The organism is Pseudomonas sp. KD5 (assembly GCF_012932895.1).
Classification (GTDB): domain Bacteria; phylum Pseudomonadota; class Gammaproteobacteria; order Pseudomonadales; family Pseudomonadaceae; genus Aquipseudomonas.
Map to the genome: position 1 here is coordinate 176,996 of NZ_JDWJ01000004.1, position 14,881 is coordinate 191,876.

Sequence of the window (14,881 nt, forward strand, 5' to 3'; positions counted from 1 at the left end):
TTTTTAGTTCTGAAGAGAAGGCGTGTTTACTCGCTCTTTTCTTCCTGCGCATCCAGCGACTGACGATAGCTGTCCAGCGCATCGCCAAAGTCAGTGATGAATTGTGGATCGGTCAGCCAGGCCTGAGCGGTATCGCGGTCCATGCCGTCGGCCCACATGCGGTAGTCGATCAGCATGTCGGCGGCCAGGTGCGTGGCGGCCATGGCTTCGTTGTCGGCGTTTTCCATGTCCAGCAGTTCTGGATGGTCGCTGATGATCCCGGCGAGGTTCGACAGCAGGGTCAGCAGCATGTCGTTGCGGCTGGTGGCTTCGGCGTCACGCATTTTGCTGAACATCGCCAGGGTGTATTCCGGGATCGGCTCCCCGATCTCACCCAGGTCATCGTTCAGATCGGCAGGCTTTCTGCCGACCATGCGGATCTGTTTGGCTTTGGCCTTTGCGCGTTTGGCGCGTTTCTGTTGCTTGTTCAGGGATGCCATGGGAACTCAGTGGGTTTTCTGTTGGGTTTGGGCCGCGATGGCGTTGGACGCCGCCACGTAATCAGCCTGGAAGGCCGGCGATTCGATCCACGCCAGGGCGCCGGCTTCGTCGGTCTCGGTGGACCATTGGCGGTACTCGATCAGCGCTGCGAGGATGAAGTCCATCGCGCCTTCTTCGCCTTCCTGTTCGTACACCAGCTCCAGCAGTGGGTCTTCAAGGAAGGCTGTGCACATTGCCTGCTGGCTGGACTTTTCGGCGTCGATCATTTTTTTGAACAGTTCGGTCAGGTCCACCGATTCGAAGTCGATGCGATCGTCGTTCGGGTCCAGCTCGACCGGCGCGGCGGCCCGCTGGGTGCGGTTCTGCTTGGCCTTGGCTTTGGCGCGGGAGGCGCGTTTGTTCTGCTTGTTGGCGGAGGCCATGGGCGTCGTTCCGTAATTCGTTGAGAGGGCGCATCAAATCAGTTGCGTGGCATTCGCCGCCCGGGTGTATCGGGGGCCAACTCGCCGGTCTGCAGCCAGGACAATGCAATGGGCCATAGTGTGGCTTGGTATGCGCTGCGAAAAAAGGCGAAATGTCCGACTTCTTCTTCGCCGATGTCCTCAGGTGTGATTCTCAGGTGGGTATTTGTACTGCCGGTGAGGTAGCCAAGCAGGCGTTCTATGGCTGGAATCGTGCCGTAGGGATCGTCGCTGAGGCTGATGGCCAGGGTTTGTGCGCTGACGTTGGCGAAGGGGAGTCGACCGGTTCTGGCGTGGATGAGACGACCGCTGGGGCGTTTCTCATATCGGTCGCTGGGCGTGCTCCAGTCGCGAACCACGCCGGCGGGGGTGTCTTCGAGCCAACCCAGGCGTTTGCCGGGGAAGTAGCCGCAAAGCGTCGTCATCAACGGCATCACCACGTGCCACTTGGCGAACATCCGCCAGCGATGAGCGGGGGCGTAGTCGCGCCAGTAAGCGAACTGCGCGCCCACTGTCACCAGGCGTCGGATCAAATGCCCGGAGGCCCCCAGCCCCGCAGCACAGCCGCCGAAGCTGTGGCCGACGACATTGATGGGTTGTCCCGCAAATACGCGTTGCGCTCTTTGCAGCATCGCCTCGAAATCCAGCGCGCCCCAGTCGGACCATGTGGCCTCAAGCCCTTTCAGCGATGCGGGACGCGACTCGCCGATGCCACGGTAGTCATAAGTGATCACGTCAAAGCCGTTGGCGAACAGGTAATCGGCGAAGCGCGAATAGTGCCGGCAACGGACAGAGGTGGCGGCGTTGATGATCACCACCGGGCGAGTTGGGTCTTGATGGGTGTGCCGCCAGGTGAAGCCGCCAAGGAGGAAGCCATCGGCGGCGGGTTCCTTGAAGGATTCGCCGGGTGTGCGGGTGGGCAACGGCAACTCGAATTGAGTCGGGGCCAGTGAGGGTATGTCCTGTAAGTTCATCGGCTTTGAACCTTTGCGACGAGTTACTCACCATAGTCGTCATGCCGTTTATGAACAATCTGCCCGCGCTTATCGGGGGCGTTTGAGTAACCGTTCCTCAAGCACCGCCCATTCCCGATCCAGTTCTGTGCGAAGTTCCTCCTCACTCGGCAGCACCAGTCTGTAGGTACTTGCGAACAGTTGTTCATTGCCTTGCAGCACTGAATAGCGCACCACCGATTCATCTTTTTGCGCGCAGAGAATGAGGCCGACGGTGGGGCGGTCCTCCGGTCCGCGCTTGAGGTCGTCGTACATGCGCACGTACATGTCCATCTGGCCGACATCCTGGTGGGTCAGTACGCCACGCTTGAGGTCGAAGATGACGAAGCACTTGAGCAGGTAGTTGTAGAACACCAGATCGATGTAGAAGTCTTTGCTCTCGGTACTGATGCGTTGCTGGCGAGCGATGAAGGCGAAGCCTTTGCCCAGTTCGAGCAGAAAACCCTGAAGTTGATCGATCAGTGCTTGTTCAAGTTCGCTTTCCTGAACCAGGCCCGCATTGGGCAGGCCGAGAAACTCCAGTAGCACGGGGTCCCGGATGAAATCCCGAGGGCTGGCGTTCATTTGCTGGATGTTGATGGCGGCTTCCTGTTTGACGGCAGACCGGTCGCGACTCGCCAGCAGGCGCTCGTAGTAGAGGGTGTTGATCTGACGCTCGAGGGCGCGACTTGACCAGTTCTGGAGCGCTGATTCGTTCATGTACCAGTGGCGAGCGTTGTCGTTGTCGACTCGCAGCAGCCTGCGGTAGTGGGTCCAGCTCAATTCGGAACGCACTGCGTTCCAAATTGGAAAGGTCTGATAAAAGTCCCGCATGTATCGCAGATTGCGTTCGTCAAAACCTTTTCCAAACTCGGAAGTCAGGACTTTGGCCAGCGTCGACAGCAGCTGCTTGCCATAAGCCGCCCGCCGAGCGCCTTCCTGTTCGAATTCCACAATATGCCGGCCGATCTGCCAACAGGTTTGCACCTGAACGGTATCGACCGCTCTCAGCACCTTTTGACGCGCTTCACGGATCAGTTCGCCAAGACTGCCGAGCAGTGAAGCCATTTGTGGATCTTGAGTGTTATCGGGTTTGAGGTGGCTCATGACATCTTCCGCAGCTGGAGGGAACAGGCGCAAGAGGATGGCAAGAGAGTGATAGTCGGGGATGCCGGGCGCTGCTGGTAAATCGGAAGGAAATACCGGATTCGTCTTGCAGGACACCACCGACTACAGCTCGTACTTGAGGAGTAAATCGTGTAGTCCGATTCGCAGTGAGCTCAATTCCGAATCGTTCTAAAACTTGAGTATTCGGCGATAAATCTAAAAGGAGTAACGAGTGGGTTCTACGTAACCCGGGAGTCGCCATCATGAAGTACGTCCATTCATTCATGCTGCCCATCGCCGCTGTCGGCCTACTGCTGTTGCCAGTCGCGCTTAACGCCGCCAGCCTTGAGCCAATTGACAGCTCGGCCGTGCAAGTCCAGCAGCAACAACAAAACGGGATTACCTACCTGTCCGGGGGGATTGGAGAGGACGAGGCTAAAGCCATTCAGCAAACCAAGGGCTACAACCTGCACATGACATTCTCCACCGGGCCTCAGGACGAATACGTTCCCGATGTGGATCTGGTTATTCAGAAAGCCGCAGGGCAGACCGTGCTGACACTGAGTGAGGCTGGACCGTTGGTTTACGTTCAGCTGCCTGCCGGCAAGTACACCGTTATCGCCACGCATAAAGGTGAGGTGCGGCGTGATACGGCGGATGTGGGCAGTGGTGCCGCTCGCAATCTGGTTTTCCACTGGGGCGGTCAAAACTAGTCAGGAGAGGTGGCTTGCGTGATGTCCGATTAAATCGCAGGCATAAAAAAACCCTGAATCTTGCGATTCAGGGTTTTCGGTATTTGGTGCCCAGAGACGGAATCGAACCGCCGACACGGGGATTTTCAATCCCCTGCTCTACCGACTGAGCTATCTGGGCAACGGGGCGCATTAAACGGGTTTTTCAGGGGGTCGTCAAGCAAGTTTTCAAAAAATATTTAATTATTACCGTCGCTTACGTGCCGACCCCGGATTTTGATCAATTATTGAGCAGGCGGAACGTAGCCTTCGACCTTGGCGTATTCCTCACCGGAAAAGAACTTGTCCATCTCGCCCTGAAGAAATTTACGGTCTTCGGCGTTCATCATGTTCAGGCGTTTTTCGTTGATCAGCTTGGTCTGGTGGTCCTGCCAGTCGGCCCAGGCCTTTTGCGATATGTGCTCAAAAATATCCTGACCCTTGGCGCCCGGGTACGGTGGGCGCTCAAGGCCTGGCAGTTCTTCTTTGTACATGCGGCACATCACGGTGCGGGTCATTGCAACTCTCCTGCGTTCAATACGGCGGCCGCGCGCTCGAGCAAGGTTTTGACCGGGGCGGCAAGGCCCAGGCGCGGCGGGGTGGCGAGGTTATACCAGAGCCAGTCGGCCTCGGCCACGTGATGACCGGCCTCCTGGACCTGCACCAGCCAGGGTTCGATGGATAACTGAAAGTGGCTGAAGGTGTGCACCAGGCTCGGCAGTGCCTGCTGGCTGCCCAGTTCCAGCGAGTGCTGCGAAGCCAGATGTTGCAGGTCGTCGAGGTCATCGAGTTCCGGCAGGCTCCAGAGACCGCCCCACAGGCCCGTGGAAGGGCGTCGGTAAAGCAGAATCGCGCCATCGCCGTTGGCGAGCATCGGCATCAGCGTGCGCTTCTGTGGCACGGCTTTGCGTGGCTTGGGGATCGGGTAGCGGGTTTCCAGGCCGAGCATGTGTGCTTCGCAGCCCTTTTCCAGCGGGCAGAGCAGGCAGCTCGGTTTGCTGCGGGTGCAGAGCGTGGCGCCCAGATCCATCATCGCCTGGGTGTAGGCGTTGACCCGATCATGTGGCGTGAAGCGCTCAGCGTTCGCCCACAGCTGTTTGGCGACCTTCGGCTCGCCCGGATAACCCTCTTGCGCAGTAAAACGCGCCAGCACCCGTTTGACGTTGCCGTCGAGGATCGGCGCGCGGATACCCATGCTCAGGCTGGCAATCGCCCCGGCGGTGGACAGGCCGATACCCGGCAGCTCGGTGAGTTTTTCCACATCACGGGGAAACTCGCCGCCATATTCGGCGACCACAATCTTCGCGGTCTTTTGCAGGTTGCGCGCGCGGGTGTAGTAACCGAGGCCGGTCCACAGGTGCAGTACTTCGTCTTCCGGTGCTGCGGCCAAGGCTTCGACGGTTGGCAGCGAGGCCATGAACCGGTCGAAGTAGTTCAGCACCGTGCTGACCTGGGTCTGCTGCAACATGATTTCCGAGACCCACACCCGGTAAGGGGTGATGCCCTGCTGCCAAGGCAAATCGTGGCGGCCATGGCGGTCGTACCAATCCAGCACGGCCGTTGAAAACTGCTCGGCTCTCATCGCTTGAACAGCCCCTTGAGCGCGTTTTTCAGTTCCGGGCTGACTTTATCGCCAAGCTTCTCGTCGATTTTTTCGCTGATGCGCTCGCCGGCCAGCTTGCTGGCGACCTGGCTCATGCGTTCGCTGTCGAGGCGGCAAGCCTTGGCGCCCAACTCCAGCGGGCCACGGCAGCGCAGCGGCCATTCAATGCCGACGAATTTCTCGCCGACCTGACAAGCCGGGTCTGGCATGTCGCTCTTGTCGCCTTCGACGATGATGCCCAGGCGGTAATCCATGCCCAGCACCCGCAGGTCGATGTCGCCGTTACCGTTCACGGTCATGCCTGGGACGCGCACTTTCAGGTCCGGGTTATTGGCCACGCCATTGCGCAAAGTCAGGTTGCCCTTGAGCTCCTCGAAGGGAGTGTCCTTGCCCCGTGGTTCGCCACTGAGGGTTTTGCGATTCAGGGTGGCGATGCCTTTGCACAGTTGTTGCTCAAGGTTGGCATTGAGCAGCATGCCGTTGTTGATGACGAAGCTGGCGTTGCCGTTGAGGCTGTCGATCAGCGCGCTCTCGCTATTGCCACTGCCAGTCAGGGTGCTGTTGAGCGTGACCTGGCCTTTGACCGGTGGATTTTTCCCCTGGCCCTCGAGGATTTTCTCCACCGGCACGTTGTTGATGCGCGTCTGCATGTTCAGTGTCGGCACTTGCTGGCGCACATCCAGGGTGCCCTTGGCTTCGAAGTTACCGTCGTACAGATCGCCGCGCAGGTTCTCCAGGGTCAGCAAGCCGCCCTGGCCGTTGGCCTTGAGCGCCGCGTTCTGAATCGGCAGTTTGTCGAGGGTCAGTTGGCCGAAGGTCAGGTCGGCGTCCACGTCGAGTTTGCTCAGGCGCTCCACCGGGAACAGGCGGTCGCTGCTCCACGGGCCTTTGGTTGGTGATGGCGGCAGCGGTGTGCTGCCAGGGCCGGCCAGGGCATCGGCCTCGGTGCTGGCCACTTCGGCCTTGCGCACCTGAGTTGCGCTGTTGGCTTCGGCGGATTTCGGCGGCAGGTAACGGTCGACGTTGAAGGTGTCAGCCTTGAGGGTTGCCCGCAGCGATTGCTTGGCGAAGTCTTCAATGGCGATGCGGCCGCTGAAGTTGCTGTCGTCGAGTTTCAGGTTGATGTTATCGAGCGACAGGCTGGTCGGCGTGCCGGCAACCTGGCTGACCAGTTCAACTTTGCTCAGGCTACCTTCGGCCATCGCCGGGAGTTTCTGGCCGATGCTGTCGACGAATTTCGCCAGATCGAATTGGGCAATCGACAGGCCACCGCTGATTTGCGGGGTCTTGTCGAGGTCGTTGGCTTTCAGTTCACCCAAGGCGCGCAACTGGTTGGCGGAGATCTTGATGCCAGTCCATTCGGCGACGTTGGCGGCCTTGTCCAGTAGCAACTGACCTTGAGCGGCGAAGGTCATGGTCTTGCCTTGCAGCGGATCGCCAGCGACTTCGCCGGAGAGTTTCATGTCTTCGAACTTGTAGCGTTGCAGCGCTCGCTCGAAGCGCAGCTCGCCGGCCAGCTCGGTCCGCACCCGCAGAACCGGTTGGTTGGTACCCAGGAACGCCGTGAGTTTGACCGGGATGTTGGTCGAGTCATGAACCGGGCCGGTACTCAGCTGGATGCTTTCGGCGCTGAACTGCTTGCCGGTTTTCTCATCGCTGTACTCAACGCGGGCGTTGTTGACGGTCAGGCTGTCGATGTCCAGACGGACCGGTTGAGCCGGTTTTTCGGCCTGGGCGGTGGTCGTTGGCGCGGGTTCGCCGGTAGTGGCGGGCGTTGTGGTCGAGGTCGTCGCAGCCGCAGGCGCCGGCACCTTGCCGATGTCTTCCCAGTTGCCGTGGCCGTCCTTGTCACGGTTCAGGCGCAGGTTCAGGCCTTCGACGCGCACATCGCTCATCTGCACTTCGCGGCGCAGCAGCGGAATCACACGGACCGACAGACCGAGCATCTGCAGGTCAGCAAACGGCTCGGTGGGCTTGGCCAGGGTCGCCACACTGGCTTCGTGCAATTCCAGGCCCAGCCAGGGGAACAGGCTCCAGCCGATATCGCCATTGAGCGTCAGCTCGATGTGGGCCTTGTCGCGGGCTATCTGGCGAATCTCGTCTTTGTAGTCGTTGGGATCGAAGAAGTGGGTCAGGGCAAAGCCCAGCGCCACAATGATCAGCAACAGCCCGAGAAGTACCAGACCCAGGATTTTGCCGAACGCTTTCATGGGCGAGTCCTTGTATTAGTCGAATTCGAAATTTAGCCGGGGAGTATAGCGCCCCGAAGTGGCCGCCCGGTCAGCGATCATGTCGGGAGCGCATCCAGCGGCACTTTCAGCTTAGCCGCCAGCGCCTGGGCTTCTAGGTGCCCGGCGGGCGCGAGCAGGCGCAATGTCGCGCCCGATTGCACCGCCATTTTCTGCGCTTCGCTTACCAGGCGCTCGGCAACACCACGGCGGCGGGTGATTTTTCGTACGCATAAATGGGACAAATGCCAGGTGTCATGGTGCCGTTGCAGACGTGCTGCGCCCAGCAACCGATCGTTGAAGCGTCCGGCGACCAGCGAGCCGTCCCGCAAGCAGCTTTCGATCAGCTCAGCATCCCCTGTAAACGGCGCAAACAGCCAGCTCGGGGCATCGCGGTAGATCTTCTGCAGATCTTGCTGATCCTGATAAGTGACCTGGTTCAGCAGCTCGACAATGATCGGCATGGAAATTCCTGTGAAGTTAAACGGAGCCATTCCCCGTGAAAACAATGTTCATCCAGTGGTACGAGATCGGATGACATACAAAACGTGATGTCAGTTTGGTTTTTCTGTCACGTGCAAATGGTAACCTCTGCCCGTTCGTCCGTCCTTCTGCGACGTGATGTCGCACTAAAATGAAGCTTCACCTAAAAACAGTCATGTCTGCGTGCATAAAGGCTGGGGGTGAGGAGCGGCTGGCGAACCCTACTAATAATTGGGGGAAACACCATGACTACGAGCATTACGGCGGACGGCTTTGCCGACCGGCCCGCGTTCCTGTCCAAGGAACGCATCATCGCCAAGCCCGGTTTTAACCGTTGGCTTGTACCACCGGCCGCTCTGGCCATCCACCTCTGCATCGGCATGGCCTATGGCTTTTCGGTGTTCTGGCTGCCGCTGTCCAAAGCCCTGGGCGTCACCAAAGCCGTGGCTTGTGCGCCGGACATGAGCTTCATCGCTCAGGTCTTTTCGTCGCAATGCGACTGGCCGATCTCGATGCTCGGCTGGATCTACACCCTGTTCTTCATCTTCCTAGGTTGCTCGGCAGCGATCTGGGGCGGTTGGCTCGAACACGCAGGCCCACGCAAGGCAGGTGTTGTATCGGCACTGTGCTGGTGTGGCGGTCTGCTGATTTCGGCGTTGGGGGTCTATACCCACCAGATCTGGCTGATGTGGATCGGCTCCGGGGTCATTGGCGGTATCGGCCTGGGGCTGGGCTACATCTCGCCGGTCTCGACCCTGATCAAGTGGTTCCCGGACAAGCGCGGCATGGCGACCGGCATGGCGATCATGGGTTTCGGTGGTGGCGCGATGGTCGGTGCTCCACTGGCTGCGGCCCTGATGGGCCACTTTGCTTCGCCAACCAGTGTGGGCGTATGGCAGAGCTTCCTGGTGATGGCCGCTATCTACTTCGTGTTCATGATCGGTGGCGCACTGTCCTACCGCGTTCCGCCAACCGGCTGGAAGCCTGAAGGCTGGACGGCTCCGGCGAAAAAAGCTTCGAACGCGATGATCACTCATCGGCACGTCCACGTGAATGTGGCGTGGAAAACCCCGCAATTCCGTCTGGTATGGCTGGTGCTGTGCCTGAACGTTTCGGCGGGTATCGGCATCCTCGGCATGGCTTCGCCGCTGTTGCAGGAAGTGTTCGCCGGCAAATTGCTTGGCAACGACCTGACGTTCGGTCAACTGGACGCTTCGCAACTGGCCTCGATCGCCGCCATTGCTGCCGGTTTCACCGGTCTGCTGAGCCTGTTCAACATCGGTGGCCGGTTTTTCTGGGCTTCGTTCTCGGACTACCTGGGTCGCAAAAACACCTATTTTGTGTTCTTCGCCCTGGGTTTCGCCCTGTACGCGCTGATCCCGAACCTCGGTCACTTGGGCAGCGTTGCGCTGTTCGTGGCGGCGTTCTGCATCATCCTGTCGATGTACGGCGGTGGTTTTGCGACTGTTCCTGCCTATCTGGCGGACCTGTTCGGTACGCAAATGGTCGGCGCGATCCACGGTCGTCTGCTGACAGCCTGGGCGGCGGCGGGTGTGTTGGGGCCGGTGTTGGTGAACTACCTGCGTGAATATCAGCTGAGCATCGGTGTTGAACGTGCCGCGGCGTACGACATCACCTTGTACATCCTCGCGGGCCTGCTGGTGCTGGGTTTCATCTGCAACCTGCTGGTGCGTCCGGTGGCGGACAAGTACTTCATGACCGACGCCGAACTGGCCGCCGAACAGGCGCTGGGCCACGACAAGGGTGCTGACGCCAGCACCGTGCTGGAGTGGAAAGCGGATGCGGGCACCAAACCATTGGCGGTGGCTGCGTGGCTGGTGGTAGGGATTCCGTTGGCGTGGGGTGTTTGGGTGACCCTGCAGAAAACGGCTGTCCTCTTCCACTAAGTAAACACATCGCCCCTGTAACTGATCGCTCACACGCTCTGCGTGTGAGCGATCAGTGGTCCTGAGATGCTTGTACGGACATGTCTATCCCCGACAACACGGGGTTCACTCCGTCAGTGATATCACCTCCCGTGTTTCTGTTTAGCGCCCGCGACCCTATAATGGCTGCCTTTTTCGCCCCAATGATTTTTTGCGGAGCTGGTGATGGCCGAACGTATGGCGTCTGTCGAGCGCGACACTCTGGAAACCCAGATCAAAGCCTCGATCAACCTGGATGGCACCGGAAAGGCCCGATTTGATATCGGTGTGCCTTTTCTTGAGCACATGCTGGACCAGATCGCCCGTCACGGGCTGATCGACCTGGATATTGTCAGCAAGGGCGACCTGCATATCGACGACCACCATACGGTGGAAGACGTCGGTATCACCCTGGGTCAGGCCTTCACCAAAGCCATCGGCGACAAGAAAGGCATCCGTCGCTACGGCCACGCCTACGTGCCGCTCGATGAAGCGCTGTCGCGTGTGGTGATCGATTTCTCCGGCCGTCCTGGCCTGCAGATGCATGTTCCGTATACCCGCGCTACCGTCGGCGGCTTCGACGTTGACCTGTTCCAGGAGTTTTTCCAGGGCTTCGTCAACCACGCCAACGTCACCCTGCACATCGACAATCTGCGTGGGCACAACACCCACCACCAGATCGAGACCGTGTTCAAGGCTTTCGGCCGCGCGCTGCGCATGGCCGTGGAGCTGGATGACCGCATGGCCGGGCAAATGCCTTCGACCAAAGGCGTTCTGTAATGCAGACGGTCGCGGTTATCGATTACGGCATGGGCAACCTGCACTCGGTGGCCAAGGCCCTCGAGCACGTCGGTGCCGGCAAGGTCTTGATCACCAGCGATGCCGACGTGATTCGCGAAGCCGACCGGGTGGTATTCCCCGGCGTTGGTGCGATTCGTGATTGCATGGCGGAGATCCGTCGCCTGGGCTTCGATTCGCTGGTACGTGAAGTCAGCCAGGACCGTCCGTTCCTTGGCATTTGCGTGGGCATGCAAGCCTTGCTCGACAGCAGCGAAGAGAACGATGGCGTCGACTGCATCGGCCTGTTTCCAGGCCAGGTGAAGTTCTTCGGCAAGGATCTGCACGAAGACGGCGAACATTTGAAAGTGCCGCACATGGGCTGGAACGAAGTGAAGCAGACGGTGATTCACCCGCTGTGGCACAACATTCCGGACCTGGCGCGCTTCTACTTCGTGCACAGCTACTACATCGCTGCCGGCAATGCGCGGCAGGTGGTCGGTAGCGGTCATTACGGGGTCGATTTCGCCGCCGCGCTGGCCGATGGCTCGCGTTTCGCCGTGCAGTTCCACCCGGAGAAGAGCCACACCCATGGCCTGCAATTGCTGCAGAATTTCGCCGCGTGGGATGGCCGCTGGTAAATGGCTGCCAAGAAGAAGCCGCCGATCCTGACCCTCACTCCCGAGCAGGAGAGCGAGGCCAATCACAAGATCAAGCGCTTCATGGAGGACCGCTTCGAACTGGACCTGGGTTCGTTCGAAGCGGCTGAAATCCTTGAGCTGTTTACCCGCGAAATTGCTCCGCACTATTACAACAGGGCGATTTTCGATGTGCAGACGCACCTCAAAGAGAGGTTCGAAAGCATCGAAAGCGACCTGTGGGCGCTCGAGAAAAACTGATTTCCGAGCGAAGCTGAACACTCGAATTTGAAGGTTTGCCAGATGCTGATTATTCCCGCTATCGATCTCAAAGACGGTGCCTGTGTTCGTCTGCGCCAGGGCCGCATGGAAGATTCCACAGTGTTCTCCGATGACCCGGTGAGCATGGCTGCCAAGTGGGTGGAGGGCGGTTGCCGTCGTCTGCATCTGGTCGACCTGAACGGTGCCTTCGAAGGCCAGCCGGTCAACGGCGAAGTGGTCACCGCCATCGCCAAGCGCTACCCGAACCTGCCGATTCAGATCGGCGGCGGTATCCGTTCCCTGGAAACCATCGAACACTACGTGAAAGCGGGTGTGAGCTACGTGATCATCGGCACCAAGGCCGTGAAAGATCCGGCCTTCGTCGCCGAAGCCTGCCGCGCGTTCCCGGGCAAAGTGATTGTCGGCCTGGATGCCAAAGACGGTTTTGTCGCCACCGACGGCTGGGCTGAAATCAGCACCGTGCAGGTCATCGACCTGGCCAAGCAATTCGAGGCCGACGGCGTGTCCGCGATCGTTTATACCGACATCGCCAAAGACGGCATGATGCAGGGCTGCAACGTCTCTTACACCGCTGCTCTGGCTGCTGCGACGAAGATCCCGGTCATTGCATCCGGCGGTATCCACAATCTGGGTGACATCAAGTCGCTGCTCGACGCCAAGGCACCAGGCATCATCGGCGCCATCACCGGCCGGGCGATCTACGAAGGCACCCTCGATGTTGCTGAAGCGCAAGCTTTCTGCGATTCGTACAAAGGCTGAGGACTCACCATGGCGCTGGCCAAACGCATCATCCCTTGCCTGGACGTGGATAACGGCCGGGTGGTCAAGGGCGTCAAGTTCGAGAACATTCGCGATGCCGGCGACCCGGTGGAAATCGCCCGTCGCTACGACGAGCAAGGTGCCGACGAGATTACCTTTCTCGACATCACTGCCAGCGTCGACGGTCGCGACACCACGCTGCACACCGTCGAGCGCATGGCCAGCCAGGTGTTTATCCCGCTGACTGTGGGCGGTGGCGTGCGTACCGTGCAGGACATTCGCAATCTGCTGAACGCCGGTGCGGACAAGGTCTCGATCAACACCGCTGCAGTGTTCAACCCGGAATTCGTCGGCGAAGCGGCGCAGCATTTCGGTTCGCAGTGCATTGTCGTCGCGATCGACGCCAAGAAAGTTTCCGGCCCGGGCGAACCCCCGCGCTGGGAAATCTTCACCCACGGTGGTCGCAAGCCAACCGGCCTCGACGCCGTTGAGTGGGCGAAGAAAATGGAAGGTCTCGGTGCCGGCGAAATCCTGCTGACCAGCATGGACCAGGACGGCATGAAAAACGGCTTCGATCTGGGTGTCACCCGCGCTATCAGTGATGCGCTGGGGATTCCGGTGATCGCCTCCGGTGGTGTCGGCAACTTGCAGCATTTGGCCGACGGTATTCTTGAAGGCCACGCCAGTGCGGTATTGGCGGCGAGTATTTTCCACTTCGGCGAATACACCGTTCAGGAAGCCAAGGCCTACATGGCCCATCGCGGAATCGTGATGCGATGAAGGCCCGCGGCCCGGAGAAAACGCTCCGGGCCGATGTTATGGGGCAACTTGAGCGTTGGATGACGCAGCCTTATGAGTTCCAGTCACCGGGCTCAGTAAGTCGATCCTCGGTTCGGACGCCTGTCCCGATTTGTCGTAGGCAATGACGCAAAGCTTTCCCGGAAGTTTCTCGCTCGGAATAAAGAAGTCCATTGTCATGTTTTCAATGTATTTTTCGGGTTGATGACAGTCCGTTGTTTCTACAGGACCAAACTTGATGGAGTAGGTCCGATACGGCTCTTCTGCTTTCGCCAGTGTTACAAACACGTCGCTTTCAATGGACAAGTTGGCCTGCGCGGTTGGTGTGTTATCCAATATCTCTACGGGTAAAGACAACGCGTTTTTCAAGAGGCCTCTTGAGGCGTGCTGTTCAGCTGATTCCAGACCTAAAATGCATAGAAAATAGAATCCTGGTTTCGTACCTATCTCAGAATTGATTTGTGCATCTGTTGAGCTTATTGGATCGCTGTAATTTTCGGCTTCCTCGCATTTCATTGCGGAGGAAACGGTTTTATGACGGTAGAAGGGAGTGCTGATCGAAAATCGATAGTTCCAGGTCGGGATGACGATGGAACCATTATTGAGCTGTTTAACTCTCTTGTATCTGTCCAGCTCGGCTGCGCCACCGTCAACGGTAAAAGCCGGGTAGAGTTGGCAGGACGATGGCGGATTTGGAGCGATGCGGCCTTGTGAGAAACACCCGTTGAGAAGCGCCGTGGGGTTGCCATACACATTTTCGTGTACCGCCACATAGTCATTTCCAACGCGCGTGCAGGGCGCATGACCGCGGCATGGGACAATATCCGCCTCGAAATTTCCTGTTCCCACTACCCCTACGATCTCGTTTGAATAGCGATCCAGCACGGGGCTTCCGGAGCTGCCGCCTCGAATGTCCTTGCAGCGAGTCATAAAGGTGTTCCGCCACACCCATGGTCCTTCAACAAGGTCCTGGGTGGGCTGCAAAGTACAAGCCGCCATGCGCAATGTAATTTGGTCGAAACCTTTTGGTGCCCCCACGATCAAGACATCGGTGCCATTCGCGGGTGTCTCACTCGCCAGTTTCAACGGTTGTATGCCATCCGCAATGAGCTTTTGAAGGCTGACATCCAATTCAACTATAGCCATATCAATGCCTTGCATGCTCCGCCATATCGTCGTCTTCAGCGGATAGGCCTTGAGCTTGGAGGTGTCGGTGAAATAATTGAATGTGATGGTGCCGCTGACCGGGCTGTCGGTCACGATGTTGCCATTGGTCAATTCAATGCAGTGTCCCGCAGTAAGTACGTAAGCGGGGGTTTCCGGCAACTCGATTTCATCGCGTGTATCGAGAAGGGCCGCGGTACAGCTACCGCGATTGATCGCCAGACGCCCGATACCTTGCCAGTGGTCGCGGGAACCGTCGGTATTTTCAAGGATTTTGGAAGGGGTCAGGTTCTGCAGGCCTTCGCCATAATCGCTGTTGTTCGCAAAACTGGGTGTGCACAGTGAGCACAATGCACTGGCAAGAAGTATGGGGATCGAATTCATTGAAGGGTGCCTCTGATTAATTGAAGAAACGGCCTGTGGCCGGGTATTTGCAATTAATCAGGTGAGGCT

General features: G+C 58.7%; 16 protein-coding genes and 1 tRNA gene. 7 read left to right on the forward strand and 10 right to left on the reverse strand.

Going from position 1 to position 14,881, the window contains the following annotated elements; translation table 11 throughout:
• Positions 1-26: 26 nt before the first annotated feature.
• From AF70_RS10610 to AF70_RS10625, 4 genes are all read right to left on the reverse strand, one after another.
• Complete coding sequence (locus AF70_RS10610) at positions 27-479, reverse strand: hypothetical protein (protein ID WP_019581791.1); 453 nt, start codon at positions 477-479, stop codon at positions 27-29.
• A gap of 6 nt (positions 480-485) precedes the next feature.
• Positions 486-902, reverse strand: coding sequence for a hypothetical protein (locus AF70_RS10615; RefSeq protein ID WP_028939593.1), 417 nt, complete (start codon positions 900-902; stop codon positions 486-488).
• A gap of 38 nt (positions 903-940) precedes the next feature.
• Entirely contained in the window at positions 941-1,915 is a 975-nt protein-coding gene (locus AF70_RS10620; protein ID WP_028939594.1) for an alpha/beta fold hydrolase, read from the reverse strand.
• Positions 1,916-1,984: 69 nt separating this feature from the next.
• A complete protein-coding gene (locus AF70_RS10625) occupies positions 1,985-3,040 on the reverse strand; it encodes a YhcG family protein (RefSeq protein WP_028939595.1) in 1,056 nt (351 codons plus the stop codon).
• 263 nt (positions 3,041-3,303) lie between these two features.
• Between AF70_RS10625 and AF70_RS10630 the strand changes: the two genes are divergently transcribed.
• Entirely contained in the window at positions 3,304-3,753 is a 450-nt protein-coding gene (locus AF70_RS10630; protein WP_019581795.1) for a hypothetical protein, read from the forward strand.
• A gap of 84 nt (positions 3,754-3,837) precedes the next feature.
• Here the strand turns inward: AF70_RS10630 and AF70_RS10635 are convergent.
• From AF70_RS10635 to AF70_RS10655, 5 genes are all read right to left on the reverse strand, one after another.
• Positions 3,838-3,913 (reverse strand) — tRNA-Phe (locus AF70_RS10635).
• Positions 3,914-4,016: 103 nt separating this feature from the next.
• A complete protein-coding gene (locus AF70_RS10640) occupies positions 4,017-4,289 on the reverse strand; it encodes an oxidative damage protection protein (RefSeq protein ID WP_019581796.1) in 273 nt (90 codons plus the stop codon).
• Positions 4,286-5,353, reverse strand: coding sequence for an A/G-specific adenine glycosylase (gene mutY / locus AF70_RS10645; protein WP_019581797.1), 1,068 nt, complete (start codon positions 5,351-5,353; stop codon positions 4,286-4,288). Before mutY ends, AF70_RS10640 begins: the two co-directional genes overlap by 4 nt.
• Positions 5,350-7,584 carry an AsmA family protein gene (locus AF70_RS10650; protein WP_028939596.1) on the reverse strand — a complete coding sequence of 745 codons (2,235 nt, stop codon included), beginning with the start codon at positions 7,582-7,584 and terminating at the stop codon, positions 5,350-5,352. The genes mutY and AF70_RS10650 overlap by 4 nt, the downstream gene beginning before the upstream one ends.
• A 77-nt stretch (positions 7,585-7,661) precedes the next feature.
• Positions 7,662-8,066 (reverse strand): acetyl-CoA sensor PanZ family protein, encoded by a 405-nt coding sequence (locus AF70_RS10655; protein ID WP_019581799.1) that lies wholly within the window; start codon positions 8,064-8,066, stop codon positions 7,662-7,664.
• A 264-nt stretch (positions 8,067-8,330) separates the two neighbouring features.
• Between AF70_RS10655 and AF70_RS10660 the strand changes: the two genes are divergently transcribed.
• The 6 genes from AF70_RS10660 to hisF all read left to right on the forward strand — a co-directional run bounded on the left by AF70_RS10660 (position 8,331) and on the right by hisF (position 13,246).
• Positions 8,331-9,992 carry an OFA family MFS transporter gene (locus tag AF70_RS10660; protein ID WP_018929215.1) on the forward strand — a complete coding sequence of 554 codons (1,662 nt, stop codon included), beginning with the start codon at positions 8,331-8,333 and terminating at the stop codon, positions 9,990-9,992.
• A 204-nt stretch (positions 9,993-10,196) separates the two neighbouring features.
• On the forward strand, positions 10,197-10,790 hold the full coding sequence (gene hisB / locus AF70_RS10665) for an imidazoleglycerol-phosphate dehydratase HisB (RefSeq protein ID WP_007939452.1): 594 nt from the start codon (positions 10,197-10,199) through the stop codon (positions 10,788-10,790).
• Positions 10,790-11,428: an imidazole glycerol phosphate synthase subunit HisH gene (gene hisH, locus AF70_RS10670; protein WP_018929214.1), complete on the forward strand. Its 639-nt coding sequence runs from the start codon at positions 10,790-10,792 to the stop codon at positions 11,426-11,428. Before hisB ends, hisH begins: the two co-directional genes overlap by 1 nt.
• Entirely contained in the window at positions 11,429-11,686 is a 258-nt protein-coding gene (locus AF70_RS10675; RefSeq protein WP_018929213.1) for a DUF2164 domain-containing protein, read from the forward strand.
• A gap of 42 nt (positions 11,687-11,728) precedes the next feature.
• Positions 11,729-12,466, forward strand: coding sequence for a 1-(5-phosphoribosyl)-5-[(5-phosphoribosylamino)methylideneamino]imidazole-4-carboxamide isomerase (gene hisA, locus AF70_RS10680; RefSeq protein WP_019581800.1), 738 nt, complete (start codon positions 11,729-11,731; stop codon positions 12,464-12,466).
• A 9-nt stretch (positions 12,467-12,475) separates the two neighbouring features.
• Positions 12,476-13,246, forward strand: coding sequence for an imidazole glycerol phosphate synthase subunit HisF (gene hisF / locus AF70_RS10685; RefSeq protein ID WP_018929212.1), 771 nt, complete (start codon positions 12,476-12,478; stop codon positions 13,244-13,246).
• Positions 13,247-13,282: 36 nt separating this feature from the next.
• On the opposite strand, the gene AF70_RS10690 is transcribed toward hisF, so the two are convergent.
• The gene (locus AF70_RS10690) at positions 13,283-14,812 is read right to left on the reverse strand and encodes a serine protease (RefSeq protein ID WP_028939597.1); all 1,530 of its coding nucleotides are present in this window, start codon (positions 14,810-14,812) and stop codon (positions 13,283-13,285) included.
• Positions 14,813-14,881: the final 69 nt, after the last annotated feature.

Excerpts from the sequence above, each read along its gene's own strand:
- AF70_RS10615 (WP_028939593.1), bottom strand. The coding sequence starts at position 902 with ATGGCCTCCGCCAACAAGCAGAACAAACGCGCCTCCCGCGCCAAAGCC.
- AF70_RS10610 (WP_019581791.1), bottom strand. The coding sequence starts at position 479 with ATGGCATCCCTGAACAAGCAACAGAAACGCGCCAAACGCGCAAAGGCC.
- AF70_RS10625 (WP_028939595.1), bottom strand. The coding sequence starts at position 3,040 with ATGAGCCACCTCAAACCCGATAACACTCAAGATCCACAAATGGCTTCA.
- mutY (WP_019581797.1), bottom strand. The coding sequence starts at position 5,353 with ATGAGAGCCGAGCAGTTTTCAACGGCCGTGCTGGATTGGTACGACCGC.
- AF70_RS10660 (WP_018929215.1), top strand. The coding sequence starts at position 8,331 with ATGACTACGAGCATTACGGCGGACGGCTTTGCCGACCGGCCCGCGTTC.
- AF70_RS10630 (WP_019581795.1), top strand. The coding sequence starts at position 3,304 with ATGAAGTACGTCCATTCATTCATGCTGCCCATCGCCGCTGTCGGCCTA.
- AF70_RS10675 (WP_018929213.1), top strand. The coding sequence starts at position 11,429 with ATGGCTGCCAAGAAGAAGCCGCCGATCCTGACCCTCACTCCCGAGCAG.
- hisF (WP_018929212.1), top strand. The coding sequence starts at position 12,476 with ATGGCGCTGGCCAAACGCATCATCCCTTGCCTGGACGTGGATAACGGC.
- AF70_RS10655 (WP_019581799.1), bottom strand. The coding sequence starts at position 8,066 with ATGCCGATCATTGTCGAGCTGCTGAACCAGGTCACTTATCAGGATCAG.
- AF70_RS10620 (WP_028939594.1), bottom strand. The coding sequence starts at position 1,915 with ATGAACTTACAGGACATACCCTCACTGGCCCCGACTCAATTCGAGTTG.
- hisA (WP_019581800.1), top strand. The coding sequence starts at position 11,729 with ATGCTGATTATTCCCGCTATCGATCTCAAAGACGGTGCCTGTGTTCGT.
- AF70_RS10690 (WP_028939597.1), bottom strand. The coding sequence starts at position 14,812 with ATGAATTCGATCCCCATACTTCTTGCCAGTGCATTGTGCTCACTGTGC.
- AF70_RS10640 (WP_019581796.1), bottom strand. The coding sequence starts at position 4,289 with ATGACCCGCACCGTGATGTGCCGCATGTACAAAGAAGAACTGCCAGGC.
- hisH (WP_018929214.1), top strand. The coding sequence starts at position 10,790 with ATGCAGACGGTCGCGGTTATCGATTACGGCATGGGCAACCTGCACTCG.
- hisB (WP_007939452.1), top strand. The coding sequence starts at position 10,197 with ATGGCCGAACGTATGGCGTCTGTCGAGCGCGACACTCTGGAAACCCAG.
- AF70_RS10650 (WP_028939596.1), bottom strand. The coding sequence starts at position 7,584 with ATGAAAGCGTTCGGCAAAATCCTGGGTCTGGTACTTCTCGGGCTGTTG.